At 55.4% G+C, this 14,574-nt stretch carries 10 protein-coding genes; 3 read left to right on the top strand and 7 right to left on the bottom strand.

What is annotated here, in order from left to right; genetic code table 11:
• Window positions 1–33: 33 nt before the first annotated feature.
• From add to manA, 3 genes are all read right to left on the bottom strand, one after another.
• The gene (add, locus tag P9J57_RS11080) at window positions 34–1,029 is read right to left on the bottom strand and encodes an adenosine deaminase (RefSeq protein WP_483279208.1); all 996 of its coding nucleotides are present in this window, start codon (window positions 1,027–1,029) and stop codon (window positions 34–36) included.
• Between the two features lie 214 nt (window positions 1,030–1,243).
• Complete coding sequence (locus tag P9J57_RS11075; protein WP_013025708.1) at window positions 1,244–2,743, bottom strand: YdgA family protein; 1,500 nt, start codon at window positions 2,741–2,743, stop codon at window positions 1,244–1,246.
• Window positions 2,744–2,875: 132 nt separating this feature from the next.
• The gene (gene manA / locus P9J57_RS11070; protein WP_483279207.1) at window positions 2,876–4,051 is read right to left on the bottom strand and encodes a mannose-6-phosphate isomerase; all 1,176 of its coding nucleotides are present in this window, start codon (window positions 4,049–4,051) and stop codon (window positions 2,876–2,878) included.
• A 198-nt stretch (window positions 4,052–4,249) separates the two neighbouring features.
• On the opposite strand from manA, the gene fumC reads away from it, so the two are divergent.
• Complete coding sequence (fumC, locus tag P9J57_RS11065) at window positions 4,250–5,647, top strand: class II fumarate hydratase (RefSeq protein WP_014593659.1); 1,398 nt, start codon at window positions 4,250–4,252, stop codon at window positions 5,645–5,647.
• Window positions 5,648–5,680: 33 nt separating this feature from the next.
• Here fumC and tus read toward each other — a convergent pair whose 3' ends face one another.
• Window positions 5,681–6,610: a DNA replication terminus site-binding protein gene (gene tus / locus P9J57_RS11060; RefSeq protein ID WP_014605891.1), complete on the bottom strand. Its 930-nt coding sequence runs from the start codon at window positions 6,608–6,610 to the stop codon at window positions 5,681–5,683.
• Between the two features lie 198 nt (window positions 6,611–6,808).
• Between tus and P9J57_RS11055 the strand changes: the two genes are divergently transcribed.
• On the top strand, window positions 6,809–7,993 hold the full coding sequence (locus P9J57_RS11055) for an MFS transporter (protein WP_116584519.1): 1,185 nt from the start codon (window positions 6,809–6,811) through the stop codon (window positions 7,991–7,993).
• A 187-nt stretch (window positions 7,994–8,180) separates the two neighbouring features.
• Entirely contained in the window at window positions 8,181–8,675 is a 495-nt protein-coding gene (locus tag P9J57_RS11050; protein WP_014605889.1) for an RrF2 family transcriptional regulator, read from the top strand.
• 141 nt (window positions 8,676–8,816) lie between these two features.
• On the opposite strand, the gene P9J57_RS11045 is transcribed toward P9J57_RS11050, so the two are convergent.
• The 3 genes from P9J57_RS11045 to P9J57_RS11035 form a co-directional block, all read right to left on the bottom strand.
• Window positions 8,817–10,106, bottom strand: coding sequence for a dienelactone hydrolase family protein (locus P9J57_RS11045; protein ID WP_031283791.1), 1,290 nt, complete (start codon window positions 10,104–10,106; stop codon window positions 8,817–8,819).
• 108 nt (window positions 10,107–10,214) lie between these two features.
• On the bottom strand, window positions 10,215–13,370 hold the full coding sequence (oqxB, locus tag P9J57_RS11040) for a multidrug efflux RND transporter permease subunit OqxB (protein WP_014605887.1): 3,156 nt from the start codon (window positions 13,368–13,370) through the stop codon (window positions 10,215–10,217).
• Window positions 13,371–13,382: 12 nt separating this feature from the next.
• A complete protein-coding gene (locus tag P9J57_RS11035) occupies window positions 13,383–14,537 on the bottom strand; it encodes an efflux RND transporter periplasmic adaptor subunit (protein WP_013025715.1) in 1,155 nt (384 codons plus the stop codon).
• Window positions 14,538–14,574: the final 37 nt, after the last annotated feature.

Genomic DNA, 14,574 nt, shown 5'->3' with positions numbered 1-14,574 from the left:
AAAAAAAGGCCGCTGAATCAGCGGCCTTGTTGTTTACTGCACTTTCGCCCGAATGGCCGCTTTTTCCGCCTCATTCAGGAAGGCAATCGTCAGGCCATTTTCCTGGGCCTGTCGCATCTGAGCCTGGCTTAACCCTGCCGCCGGGGCAGCATGCAGGTATTCATGGGCCAGCTCAATGCCTTGTACCGCAGGATCGTCGGTGTTAATCGTAGCCAGAACGCCGTGCTCCAGGAAGACTTTCAGCGGGTGCTGGGCCAGCGAGGACACGGTACTGGTTTGAATATTGGAGGTCAGGCAGGATTCGATGCCGATCGCGTGTTCAGCCAGGTAATCCATCAGCGCGCGATCTTCAATTGCTTTCACGCCGTGACCGATACGTTCAGCGCCTAATTCGCGAATGGCTTGCCAGATGCTTTCCGGGCCTGCTGCTTCACCAGCATGAACTGTAATGCGAAAACCGGCATCACGCGCGCGGGCAAAGTGGCTGAGGAATTGACTCCCCGGCGCACCCAGCTCGTCACCGGCTAAGTCGACGGCGGAGATATGGTCGCGGAAGGCCAGTAAACCGTTGAGCTCATCCAGACAGGCCTGTTCGCCAAACGTGCGGCTCATGATGCCGGTTAAACGCACCTCAATATCATGCTGCTGGCATCCGGCTTTTATGCCATCAATGACCGCCTCGACCACGCCTGCAATCGGCAGATTATGGGTCATCGCCATGTAGCCCGGCGAGAAACGCAGCTCGGTGTAATGAATGCCTGCTCTGGCGGCATCTTCCACGTTCTCCCGCGCCACGCGCTGGCAGGCGTCAAGATCGCCCAGCACTTTTACGCCCCAGTCCAGCTTTTGCAGAAAGCTCACAAGATCCGGCTGTGTTTCCGTTACCTGCACATGCGGGCGCAGGGCTTCAAGCGTAGTGGCGGGCAAGGACAGGTTAAACTGGCGGCCTAAATCAAGAATGGTTTGTGCACGGATGTTGCCATCAAGGTGGCGATGAATGTCGGTAAGCGGAAGTTTTGAATCAATCATGGAGTGCACTCGTCCGGGTATCTGTAAAGTGCAGAGGATTATAAAAATATCTTGCGCAACAACGCCAGCAATTTGCGCAACAAGTGAGTCAGGTGCTGATAAATTGCGCAAAGTTGCGTGATGGGCACTGAATGAATTTACCAGCAGCGGCACACCCGCCAGGCATTGGCATAAAAAAGGCGGCCAAAGGCCGCCTGATTCCAGAAGATAACGCTTATTCTGGCATGCCTTCGTTGGTTGGCACGCCCAGCATGTAACGAGACATAAACTGTTCCAGCGTCATTTTGTCGCCGTTCATATTTACCTGGCCGTTAGCATACTGCAGGCTGGTGACGATATTGTTGTCCTGGGTTTGTGTCAGACGGAACATCTGTCCCATCGCTGCCAGGCCTTTGACCTGCTGATCCGCCAGCTTCTGCGCGTCGTCCGCCTGATAGCCCTCAGCCAGGCCAATATGGCGCATGGTTTCGGTTGCCATTGGCATATTCACAGAGAGTTTTAAATCCAGCGTTTTCAGCACGCGATCAACCGATGCGGCCAGCGTCTGCGGCTCGCCCGTTACCGTCGACGGATCGTTAAAATTAACGTTCAGATTAAAGGTGCTTTCGCCTTTATCGTTCTTCCAGCTCAGCGGTGCAACGCTAACGGTAGGCGCACCTTTTAACAGGGTAGGCAGATTATTCAGCAGAATGGCACGAACACCGTTCTGGAAACGAACCGGATCATCTTCCACGCCCGGCTGATTCATCAGCGTGGTCAGCTGTGCGTTGTAGTTGTCAGAGAAGGTTTTTACGCTTTGCGCATCGAACTGAGACAGCTTCATTTTTAATGCGAACTGGCCCAGATTTTGTTTCTGCACTTCCACGCCATCAATTTTATAGTTGATGTCGCCACTGATTTTGCCCGCTTTATTATCAAAAGCAGAATCACCGACCATCTTATTCAGGATCACCGCGTCCTGTCCGTTAACGGCGGCAGCCAGTTTATCCACGCTGATTGACTGATCGCCAATGCGAACGCCTTCGCTGGTCAGGTGCGTATCGGCTTTAAGCTTCAGTCCGTTTAACGTAAACATGACCGGCTGATCGACCTGGTTTTTGCTGGTGATCGCAATACTGTCGATGTCGCTGTCCAGCGAAACTTTATCGCCTTTGTTATCTGCGCTGATATTCACCGTGCCGCCGCTGGTGGCCGCGCGCTGCGCCGTTTGTGCATTTTGATAATCGATGGGCAGAATATTTACCGCGGTATCGGTGCTTCCACTGTATCCCACGCGCGTTTCAGCATTGATAAACGACTGGTTGTTGGTCAGCTCAAACAGTTTTTTTACCGCATCGGTGTTTGCCAGCGTGGTGTGAACAGAGGCCATGCTGGGAATGAGGTTGAATTTTTTCAGCTGGGCAAACGGGAAAGGACCGTGATCGATCTGTTCATTCAGAATGATGCTCTGGCCGGGTTTTAGCAGCGGGTTGTCCTCCGTCTGCGAGCTCGCCTGGATAACCACATTCATTTTACTGCTGAAAATGCCGCGTTGATAATCCTGATAGCTCACTTTAAGACGACTGTTCGGGGCCATCGCCGTCAACTGGGCATTGGCGTTCTGGATCATCTGATCCATATTGCTTTCCAGCTTTTTGCCGGTAAACCATGCCGCACCTGTCCAGACTACGCCCAGAGCAACTACCACACCAACGGCAACTTGAGTCTTTTTCATTGCTGAATCGTCCTTATCCTTGATTTCACCCGCCTGACAGACCGCGCCAAACGGCGGATGAAAAAGCGCCCACAGGCATTTTTAGCTAATAGATTGAAATAATAGCAGTTAAGCGCGGTGACGTCAGCCGTCTCAGCTTAACTCATTAAATACGCGTGCAACACGGCCGTGACCTGCAATGGTCAGAGACGGATCGCTGGCTGCCACGAAACAGGATTCGCCAGGTTTGAGCACCAGCTGCTGCTGACCACAGACGAGCGTCGCCTCGCCTTCAACGCAAAACAGCAACGCAGCGCTGTCCTGATGGACAGAAAGCGGCTTATCAGTAAGCGCATGAATAGAGAACGAAAAATCCTCCACGGGTACGGGGAAATTCAGGCTGTTTTCGTGCTGCGCGGGTTGCGTGAGCAGTTGACTGGCCGGCTTTTCTTTAAATGCAAGGTTGGCCATCAATTCTGGGATATCGATATATTTCGGCGTCAGGCCCGCGCGTAACACGTTATCAGAGTTGGCCATGACTTCCAGCGCGACGCCGTGCAGGTAGGCGTGCGGGGTTTCGGCAAACAGGAACATGGCTTCGCCGGGTTGCAGCGTGATCACGTTAAGCAGCAGCGGTGAAAACAGGCCGCTGTCTTGCGGATACACTTCCGCAATGTCGTTGATAGTCTGCCATGGCTCGCCATGATGCTGCTGTGCGGCGGTCATCAGTACGCGCAACGCCTGCGTTTTTTCATCATCCTCAAGGGAAAGCAGGGTGGAAAACAGCTGGGCAAGATTCGCCAAAGTGGGCTGGCGCAGGAACTGGGCGATCTGCGGGTGTGCCTCGGCTACCGGCTTCAGCAGCGAAACCATTTCGTTCAGTTCGCGAAAGCCGTTGATGGCTTTGAAGGGCGTCAGCGCATAGACCAGTTCGGGCTTGTGATTAGCGTCTTTATAATTGCGTTCTGCGGAATTGAGAGGGACTGACGCGGCATTTTCACGCGCAAACCCCTCTTCGGCGGCGCGTTTGCTGGGATGCACCTGAATGGACAGCGGCTGATCGGCACACAGCACTTTAAACAAAAAAGGCAGCTCGCCAAAGCGCTTAGCAACGGCATCGCCCAGCATCTGCTGTGGATTGGCCGCAATCACATCACGTAACGAACGGGGCTTGCCATGTTCTTCCACAGTCGATGGGCTTTTAGGGTGCGCACCCATCCACAATTCAGCCATCGGTAACTGCTTTGGATTGGCTATGCCATACAGCGAGGTTAAAGCGGTTTTACTGCCCCATGCATAATTTTGCAGGGAGTTAATCATTTTTTTCATTTTTTTAATTGCCTTACTGGCGGAAAAAGACTGCGCTTATTAAACCAGAAACCGCCATGGAAAATACATATCCCGCGCAAGAAGGATGCTAAGCTCGGAGGATGTTAAAAAATTGTGTAAGTTTAACCGCGTCAGACAGGGGCTAATCGACAACCGATGACGCTAAGTCTTATCTAAAACTGTGCTAAGGAGAGAATCATGGCAGCCAATCGCGTTGAAAAAGATTCAATGGGGCCAATTGATGTACCGGCTGAGAAACTTTGGGGCGCTCAGACACAGCGCTCACTGGAGCACTTCCGCATCTCGACAGAAAAAATGCCTGTCGCGCTGGTTCATGCGCTGGCAATGACCAAGCGCGCCGCCGCGAGCGTTAACCGGGATCTGGGCTTATTACCGGCCGAGCGGGCGGAAGCGATCGTGAACGCCGCCGATGAGGTGTTAGCGGACAAGCACAGTGACGAATTCCCCCTGGCAATCTGGCAGACCGGTTCAGGTACCCAGACCAACATGAACATGAATGAAGTGTTGGCTAACCGGGCCAGTGAGCTGCTCGGCGGAGCGCGCGGTATGGCGCGCCTCGTGCATCCTAACGACGATGTCAACAAGAGCCAGAGTTCGAATGATGTGTTTCCCACCGCCATGCACGTGGCGGCCGTCATTGCGGTGCGTGAACATCTGATCCCACAGCTGAACGTGCTTAAACAAACGCTGAGCGCCAAATCTGAGGCGTTTAAAGACATCGTTAAAATTGGCCGTACCCATCTCCAGGACGCCACGCCGTTAACACTGGGCCAGGAAATTTCGGGCTGGGTTGCCATGCTTGAGCATAACCTCAGGCACATCGAACAGAGCATTCCGCACCTTGGAGAACTGGCGCTGGGTGGAACGGCGGTAGGAACCGGGTTGAATACGCATCCTGAATATGCCGTTCGCGTGGCTAAAGCACTGGCTGACCTGACCGGACAACCCTTCGTGACCGCGCCCAATAAATTTGAAGCGCTGGCAACCTGCGATGCGCTGGTGCATGCGCACGGCGCACTTAAAGGGCTGGCGGCGTCGTTGATGAAGATTGCCAACGACGTGCGCTGGCTGTCATCGGGCCCACGTTGTGGTATCGGTGAAATCGCTATTCCGGAAAATGAACCGGGCAGCTCCATTATGCCGGGCAAAGTGAATCCAACCCAGTGTGAAGCCCTGACAATGTTGTGCTGCCAGGTGATGGGAAATGATGTAGCGATTAACATGGGCGGTGCGTCAGGCAACTTCGAGCTGAACGTTTATCGTCCGATGATTATTCATAACTTCCTGCAATCGGTTCGTTTACTGGCCGACGGCATGGACAGCTTTAACCACCACTGCGCGACCGGTATCGAGCCGGTGCGTGAGCGAATTGAACAGTTACTCAACGAATCGCTCATGCTGGTTACCGCGTTAAATACCCACATTGGTTATGACAAAGCGGCGGAAATTGCCAAGCAGGCTCACAAGCAAGGCTTAACGCTCAAAGCCTCGGCGCTGAAACTGGGTTATCTGACTGAAGACGAGTTTGATGCCTGGGTTCGCCCGGAAGAGATGGTTGGCAGCATGAAGCAGTGAGTCAGGCACGTCAGGGCCTTCACGGCCCTGATATCACACCAGACAATCAACCCATAAGTGCAGCCGGGGGATCAGCAAAGACAGCGGTTCGGCGGCTGGCTTATAACGATGCGTAATATTGTCGGCATCATAATTCAGCAGCTCACCCAACTGCGGCACCTGGCTGCGGTCGCGGCACAGCACCAGAATCGGTGACGGGCAGGCCAGCTGGGTTTGCTTTTTCTCTTCTGCGCGCCAGATGCGCGCAATAGGCTGCACTTTCACCGGGCGTTTAATCTTGAGACGTGCTGAGGCGGGCAGGGCGCGGACATCTGCCAGCTCCTGTTGAACCTTTTCTGCCCACTGTTCTCGTGTCCAGGGCGCCTGGGCGCGGCCCGCTTTCAGGCTTCTTTCCAGTTGGGCAACGATCTCTTCCCGTTTCACGTTTTTAATCACCTGCTTATTGGCCCAGCCAAAACGTACACTTTCCGGTGCCGGGATCGCAGTGATGGTCCGGTAGGCATTCAGGGTGATTAGCCCTCGCAAATGCTGATGGACAAACTCAAAGCGGGCTTCAGAGGGCAGGCCGGACTCCACCGTAATCAGGTGCTCCAGTCGGGCTTTAAGGTGATTGATTCCCGCGATGCGCTCAGTGAGCTCCGTTTCTTCCTGTTCGCTGCACGCAAGACAAAGCGCACCTGGCAAGCGCACGGCGGCTTTAGTACTGAGCTTTTCCGACTGATGTTGCATAAACAGCCGGCAGTAGTGATTCATGGCCATGTCTCGCGCCTGAATGCCAAGCAGCTGCTCAACGGCAAGTTGCGTCACAGGATCGTGCTCATGACCTTTTTCGACGGGCGGTAAACGAAAGACCCGGGCAATCAATAGCGGTAGCGACTCAATCTGCTGCCGCAAGGCACCTAACGCCTGCTCAAGATCTTTTACGCATTGCTGCATATCAGTCACTAAATCGTAGCGCGCCATTCTGTTCTCCATAGTTACAACATGCTCAATGTGGCAGAAGTCGCAAGGCGCTGCAATAGCGAATGTAGTTACAACATACTATTAGTCGTGTTGTTAAAACCGTGCCGCCATTCGGCGCAGGCAGGAAAAAGTGGCCCCCGTTTTTTCCATTGCATTAACATGTTATAAAAACGCTTCGCTCGCTAACGGATTCCCGACATGGACGTAATCAAAAAGCCCGGTTCATTCAGCATTGTCCTTATGGGGCTGGTTCAGATCCTCTCCTGGGGCGGATCCTTTTATCTGATGGCGGTGATGGCCGCGCCCATCGTGGCGGAGACCGGTTGGTCGCAACAGTGGGTTTATGGTGGGCTCTCGTTAGGCATTCTGGTTTCCGGGCTACTGGCCCCGCGCTGTGGGCACATGATTGCCCGGACCGGCGGGCGTTTGATGCTGGCGTTAAATGGCTTTGTGATGGCGGCAGGGTTGATCCTCATGGGGTTCAGCCATCATTTACCTGTGTTTTTATTGGCCTGGGTCATCATTGGCGTGGGCATGGCGATGGGGCTGTACGATGCGCTCTTTGCCACCCTGGGCACTCGCTATGGCGGACATGCGCGCAGCGCGATAACCGGCATAACGCTTATTTCCGGTTTCTGCACCAGCCTGGTCTGGCCGGGAACGGCACTGCTGATCCACTGGCTTGACTGGCGCGGCGCCTGTTTTGCCATCGCCGGACTGTTAATGGTTTGCGTTCTGCCCGTTTATCTCTTTGCACTGCCGCAGAGCAGTCTGCCCGTAGCGGTTAAACGTCAAAGCCTGCCTCCCGCTGAGGCCGATTTGCCTGTGGTACTGTTTCGCCTGCTGTGTGCCATTTTCACCCTGGCATCGGTCATCATGACGGCCATCTCCGTGCAGCTTATTACCCTGCTGGAAGCGAGCGGTTACAGCCTGGCATCGGCGCTGGCGATCAGCACCATACTGGGGCCGTGCCAGGTGGCTTCGCGGATTATCGATATGGTTTTCAAAGGGAGTCATCCCATCTGGACCACGTTTTTTTCTGTTGGATTCGTCGCGTTGGGCCTGGTGCTGCTGGCGCTGTTTCCTCAAACGGCGTTGTTCAGCATGATCCTTTACGGTGCAGGCAACGGCCTGCGTGCGATAGTGCGGGGCACGTTGCCATTGGTAATGGTCAAACCGGAAGCCTATGCCGTGCTCGCAGGCAGAATGGCGCGTCCGGCGCTAATGGGCCAGGCAATAACGCCGCTGGTGTTTGGCTATGTGTTTGCCACCCTGGGCGCAGATGCCACCTTATGGCTGCTTTGCACGCTCGCCGTGCTGAACCTGCTGCTGGTGGTGGCGTTAAAAAAACGGCTTCCCGCACCGGTCAACGCAGCGCCTTAAGCGAATCGGCAAGCAGAATGGCGGTAAGCACCTTGTGCTGTTGAAGGCTTCAGTGTGGTGAATATGTGCCTTGTCGCGGGCCTCTTGCTTCTAAAAACCCACCGCCTTTGTTATATTTACAGCTGATTCATTGTTCACTCATGCGGCAATACAACAACAAAAACGCACCGCAATTCAGGATACAAAGATGCTTGATTATCGCTTCCCGACAGCTTTGCAAATGGTTCTGAGCGTGGCGATGGCGGAGCAAATGGGAAAACGCTCTACCAGCGCGATTCTCGCTTACGGGCTTGAAGCAAACCCGAGTTTTATCCGCAAGTTGATGGTGCCATTAACGCGTGACGGCATTATTGTGTCTACGCTGGGACGCACCGGCTCCATTCATCTTGGCCGACCGGCGGCAGACATCACCCTGCGTGATATTTATGTTTCCGTCACTGATGATAAAAAACTCTGGGCTGCGCGCCCGGACGTCGCGCCGCGTTGCCTGGTCAGCGCCAACCTGTGCTGGTATTTTAAATCCATCGCAGAAGAAGCCGAGCAGGCCTCACTCGCGGTCCTGGCCAAACGCACGGTGGCCGATGCCTTAAATGAGCTGAAAACCCACGATACCAGCAACTGCACAGCCGTACCGGAACCGGATGTGGCAGAGCCTGAAAGCGAGTGCAAAAAAAGCCGCTGATGCGGCTTTTTTTATGTGTTGATTGTCCCTCAAGGAAACAGCGCTTTGCCGCGCGTCACATTTTGCCGTCACCATGATTATCCCCCCTGTTACAGGGCACTGTCCTTTCTGCCCGGCCCATCATTTTTTTAGCGTGCAGGCTTAGCGTAAAACAACCGCATCACCGATGGCATACAGCCTGCAACTGCCTTTATCACCACGGTTAAAGGTATTGCAATATTCAAGGGCGATGCTGGCCGCATCGTCGCCGGTTCTGGCCCAATAGGCGCTTCCCCATGCGCCTTCCGGACCGATCGCGAAGGCTTTTTCATACAGACGGGACGAGGTGTAATGTTTAAACGCCTCCGCCCCGGCTTTATTTAACGCCGCAGGCACGGGCAAGGTGGTGTCGGGAAGAGAGACAACCTCTTGGTAAGGCAGATGATGCGCCTGTAGAAACGCGGAAACCGTCTGCCACCAAAATGCTTCAGGCGCACTATCCATGAAAACATGCCCATTCTTACCAAAGGGGGGCATTTCACGAAATTCAGCGCTGCCGCCCTGACGTCGATAGGCGTCATAAAACGTTCTTCCCATGTCAGGCGAGAAATCCTGATCGTTGGCAGAGTAGAGCCAGAGCGAGGGGAGACGTGCCGTTGCACCGTAGCGTTCGAATTCGGTAAGCAGACCCGGTCCATCACAAAGCGATTTATCTTTATTCGCGCCCCGGCCGCCGTCAAAATTAATGACCGCGCTAACGCCAGGCGGATTCGCCGCGCTGGTTGCCAGAACGGCAAAGCCGCCGGAAGACATGCCAGCCAGAATCGCGTTTTCCCGCGATGCCCAGGGCTGTCTTTGCAGTATAGCCAGCGCGGCCAGCAGATCCATACGATCTCGCTGCCCGGCCAGCTGATGGCGCGGCTGTTCACATGAACCGCCCGCATATTCTGCGTTTCCGCTTGAGTGGCCATAGCCTTCGCGTAACACCACCACTGCAGCATAGCCGTGGCGTGCAAACGCCAGAGCCGTGCCTGACATACGGTTTGGATTCATGATGCCGCGATCAAAGGCCCGGGAGCCTTCAGTCCCGTTAGTTATCAAGACCAGCGGTGCGGCACCGGTTCCGCTGGGTCGGGTGACAAAGGCATCAAGCTCAGCGAACTGGCCATTGCTCAGCGTCACCTCAAAGGTAAGGGGCGCTCTTATCAGTCCATCAAATTGCTGGTATGGCGAAAGGGGCAAGCTAATGGAAGGAAGTGAAATCACAAGCAGGCACAGAATCATCATATTGCGCTGAAAACGAAACGGCATTCTGAACATTTCCTTTTGCTTTTTGCTTTTGAAGGTCACAGGAGCGGGCGACAGATTATCAATCATGCGGGATATCGCGTCCGTCACATTATCAGCCATAACTATGTCATGCATGCGACGGCGAAATTCTGCCTCGCCCATTAACAGGGTTTTATTTTTAAAAGCAAAAGCGGTGCGCTAAGCAGGTGGGAAAGCATGAAGCCGGAGGGATGACAGCAGGCGGTGTTCAATCGCCCGCTGTCGACTCCGTTATGGCGCGTTCTGTAAGCGCTGCTCAGCGGCTTTACGCGTCACCAGCTTGCGCAGCGTCACGTAGAACACCGGCGTCAGGAACAGGCCAAACAGCGTAACGCCTAACATACCGGAGAACACGGTAACGCCGGTAACGCCACGCACTTCAGCACCCGCACCTTCACCCAGAATCAGGGGGATCGTGCCGGCAATAAAGGCGATAGAGGTCATTACGATAGGACGCAGGCGCAGACGGCAGGCTTCCAGCGCCGCTTCTGTAATGCCTTTGCCCTGAATCTCCAGTTCGCGGGCGAACTCCACAATCAGAATGGCGTTCTTACAGGCCAGCCCCATCAGCACGACCAGTCCAACCTGCACGAATACGTTGTTATCCCCACCGGTTAACCAGACGCCCACAAGGGCAGACAGCATGGTCACCGGCACAATCAGGATCACCGCAAGCGGCAGCGTCCAGCTCTCATACAGTGCAGCCAGCACTAAAAACGCCAACAGGACAGCGACAGGGAAAACAATCAGGGCCGTATTACCCTGCGTCGCCTGCTGATAGCTGAGATCGGTCCATTCGATATTCATGCCGTTCGGCAGCAGCTGACCCGACATCGTTTCAAGTTGACGCATCGCCTGGGCCGATGAGAGCACGCGTGGATCGGCATCGCCGATCAAGTCAGCCGCCGGATAGCCGTTATAACGAATCACCGGATCGGGGCCGTAGGCCGTGGTGATGTGCACCATGCTGCCAATCGGCACCATCTCACCGCGGTCGTTACGGGTACGCAGGTTCGCGATGTCCTCAACGCTGTCGCGGAATTCCCCGTCGGCCTGCGCCATGACGCGCCAGGTGCGCCCAAAACGGTTAAAGTCATTAACGTAGGATGAACCCAGATAAGTTTGTAGCGTACTGAACAGATCGGTTAACGCTACGCCCTGTGCTTTCGCCTTATCGCGGTCAACCTGCACCTCCAGCTGTGGCACGTTGGCCTGATAAGAGGAGATCGGGAAGTGCATGCCCGGCGTCTGCATAACCGCGCCCGAGAGGGTGTTAATCGCGGTCTGCAGTGCGCCATAGCCCAGTCCGGCCCGATCCTGAACGTAAAGGGAATAGCCCGAACCCTGGCCTAGCCCCAGGATAGGCGGTGGCATAATTGAAAAGCCAAATCCCTGTTGAATGCGGGAAATTTTCGCATTGATCTCCGCGTTAATCTGCGCCGCCGTTTGTTTACGTTCGCTGAACGGCTTCAGGCCAAAAAAGACCGTGCCGCTGTTCGGCGTATTCGTAAACTGCAACGCGTTCAGGCCGGGGAAGGCCACCGCATAGGCCACGCCTTCCGTTTGCAGGCCGATTTCGCTCATCTGACGAATCACTTCATCGGTGCGCGCCAGCGACGAGCCTTCCGGCATTTTGACGCCGCCGATCAGGTAAAGCTTGTCCTGAGTGGGAATAAACCCGCCCGGCACCGCATGAAACATCCAGCCCGCGCCAGCCAGTAACACCAGGTAAACACCAAACACCGCGCCGCGACGACGCAGGGTTTTCCCCACCATCGATTCATAGCCGTGCGCGCTACGCTGAAAGAAGCGGTTAAACGGGCGGAAAATCCAGCCAAACAGCCTGTCGATCAGGCGCGTCGGCATATCTTTGGGGGCCTGATGATCCTTCAGTAACATCGCGGCCAGTGCGGGAGAAAGGGTCAGTGAGTTGATGGCGGAGATCACGGTTGAAATCGCAATCGTGGTGGCGAACTGTTTGTAAAACTGGCCGGTCACGCCCGACAGAAACGCCATGGGCACGAACACCGCGCACAGCACGAGGGCGATGGCAATGATCGGGCCGGATACCTCACGCATCGCCTGATGGGCAGCGGCTTTGGGTGACAGTCCCATCTCAATATTGCGTTCAACGTTTTCCACCACCACGATGGCATCGTCCACCACGATACCGATGGCCAGCACCAGTCCGAACAGGCTTAGCGTGTTGAGCGAGAACCCAAGCAGATACAGCACGCTAAAGGTGCCGACCACGGATACCGGAACCGCCAGCAGGGGAATAATGGAAGCGCGCCAGGTTTGCAGGAACAGAATCACCACCAGCACCACTAAAAACACCGCTTCCAGCAGGGTTTGCACCACAGCCTTAATGGAGTCGCGAACAAACACGGTGGGATCGTAAGGCGCAGCCCACTTCACATCGTTGGGGAAACGGGTGGCCAGTTCATCCATTTTGGCACGCACCGCGTTTGACAGATCGATAGCATTGGCGCCCGGTGCCTGGAAAATACCAATACCGACGGCGTCTTTGTTATTGAGCTGCGAACGCAGGGCATAGCTGCCTGAACCCATTTCAATGCGCGCCACGTCACGCAGCCGGACCAGTGAGCCGTCCTCTGACGTTTTCAGAATGATATCGCCAAACTGCTGCTCGTTTTCCAGCCGTCCCTGCATATTAATGGACAGCAGAAAATCGCTCTGTTTTTTTAACGGTTCCGCCCCAAGTTGCCCCGCAGAAACCTGTACGTTCTGCTCCTGCATCGCTTTCACAACGTCCGAGGCGGTTAAGCCGCGCGCCGCCACTTTGTTGGGATCGAGCCAGACGCGCATCGCGTATTCACCCGCGCCAAAAATCTGGATTTGCCCCACGCCCGGCAGACGGGCCAGCTCATCTTTGACTTTCAGCGTGGCGTAGTTACGCAGATAGAGCGAATCGTAGGTGTTATTAGGGGAAAACAGATGCACCACTAAGGTCAGGGTCGGCGACATTTTTTGCGTCGTGATCCCGAGACGTCGCACGTCCTCCGGCAACCGCGCCTCGGCCTGGGCTACGCGGTTTTGCACCTGAACCTGGGCCTGATCCGGATCGGTACCCGGGCGGAAGGTCACGGTGGTCACCAGCACACCGTCAGAACCGGCCACGGACTTCATGTACATCATGTTTTCAACGCCGTTAATCGCCTCTTCCAGCGGCGTTGCCACGGAGTCGGCGATGGCTTTCGGGTTAGCGCCGGGATATTCGGCACGCACCTGCACGCTGGGCGGCACCACGTCCGGATACTCACTGATGGGCAGCAGCGGGATGGCGATCAGCCCGGTCATAAAAATCAAGACGGACAGCACGGCGGCAAAGATAGGCCGATCAATAAAAAAGCGGGAAAAATCCATAACAACCTCAGGTTATCGCGCGGCAGTCGCGGCCATATCGACGGTTTTTGCCGTTACCGGCATACCAGGCATAAACACTTTTTGCAGGCCGGCAACGATAACCCGATCGCCCGCCTGTAAACCGGTGGTAACGATGCGTAATCCGTCCGCCATCGCGCCGGGATGAACATCACGACGTTGGGCTTTACCCTGTGCATCGACCACATAGACATACTTGCGGTCCTGATCGGTCAGCACGGCTTTGTCGTCGATTAACACGGCATTAAACTGCGCGCTACCGGGAAGGCGAACGCGGGCAAACAGGCCGGGCGTATAGGTGCGCTGGCGGTTGTCCAGAAGGGCGCGCATGCGGATCGTACCGGTGCTGGCATTAAGTTGGTTATCAAGAAAATCGACGTTGCCGCGATGTGGATAACCTTGTTCGCCGGCCAGGCCGATTTCAACGGGCAGGGCATGCCGCTGTTGTCCCTGACGTGCCATAGCCTGATAGTGCAGGAAGGTGGTCTCATCGACGTCGAAATAGACGAACATCTTGTCCTGCGAAACCAGTGTGGTCAGTACGCTGGCGCTGTCGCCTGCGGTGACAAGATTACCGGCAGTAATCATGGCCCGGCTGGCCCGTCCGTCAATCGGCGCGGTGACGCGGGTAAAATCCAGATTGAGTTGAGCCATGTCGACAGAGGATTCGGCGGCCAGGACATCAGCCTGAGCCTGACTGGCTGTCGAACGTCGCTGTTCCCACATCTCGCGTGACACCGCCTGTGTACCCACCAGCTTCTCGGTGCGTGCCGATTCGCTGCGTGTCAGGCTGGCCTGACTGCGCGCGCGGGCCAGCGTCGCTTTTGCCTGTTCCAGTGCGGCACGGTAGCTGCGATCGTCGATGGTAAACAGGACCTGACCTTTCCTGACCTCGTCGCCTTCATGATAATTAACGCTGTCGATATAACCCGAAACGCGAGGCCGGAGCTGCACGCTTTCTACGGCTTCCACGCGCCCGTTGAAGCTGTCCCATTGACTGACAGGCTTCACCAACACATCCGCAACGCTGACGTCGGGCGGCGGCGGCGGGGCATTTTTAGCCTGGCCCGTGTCACAACCGCTTAGCAGACTAACCAGCAGCCCCATTCCCAGCAGGGAAGATCCCTGACGAACCCAGTGAGTAATCATTTTTGTGATCCCGCGATGACAGTGAAATAAGGCCCGA

Source organism: Pantoea sp. nfd-35, assembly GCF_056892255.1.
Note: the sequence above shows the minus strand (reverse complement) of the source record. Positions and strands in the feature narration are given on the sequence as shown.

Coding starts and splice junctions, on each gene's coding strand:
- tus (WP_014605891.1), bottom strand. CDS start 6,610: ATGGCGCGCTACGATTTAGTGACTGATATGCAGCAATGCGTAAAAGAT.
- P9J57_RS11055 (WP_116584519.1), top strand. CDS start 6,809: ATGGACGTAATCAAAAAGCCCGGTTCATTCAGCATTGTCCTTATGGGG.
- P9J57_RS11050 (WP_014605889.1), top strand. CDS start 8,181: ATGCTTGATTATCGCTTCCCGACAGCTTTGCAAATGGTTCTGAGCGTG.
- P9J57_RS11075 (WP_013025708.1), bottom strand. CDS start 2,743: ATGAAAAAGACTCAAGTTGCCGTTGGTGTGGTAGTTGCTCTGGGCGTA.
- manA (WP_483279207.1), bottom strand. CDS start 4,051: ATGAAAAAAATGATTAACTCCCTGCAAAATTATGCATGGGGCAGTAAA.
- add (WP_483279208.1), bottom strand. CDS start 1,029: ATGATTGATTCAAAACTTCCGCTTACCGACATTCATCGCCACCTTGAT.
- P9J57_RS11045 (WP_031283791.1), bottom strand. CDS start 10,106: ATGGGCGAGGCAGAATTTCGCCGTCGCATGCATGACATAGTTATGGCT.
- oqxB (WP_014605887.1), bottom strand. CDS start 13,370: ATGGATTTTTCCCGCTTTTTTATTGATCGGCCTATCTTTGCCGCCGTG.
- P9J57_RS11035 (WP_013025715.1), bottom strand. CDS start 14,537: ATGATTACTCACTGGGTTCGTCAGGGATCTTCCCTGCTGGGAATGGGG.
- fumC (WP_014593659.1), top strand. CDS start 4,250: ATGGCAGCCAATCGCGTTGAAAAAGATTCAATGGGGCCAATTGATGTA.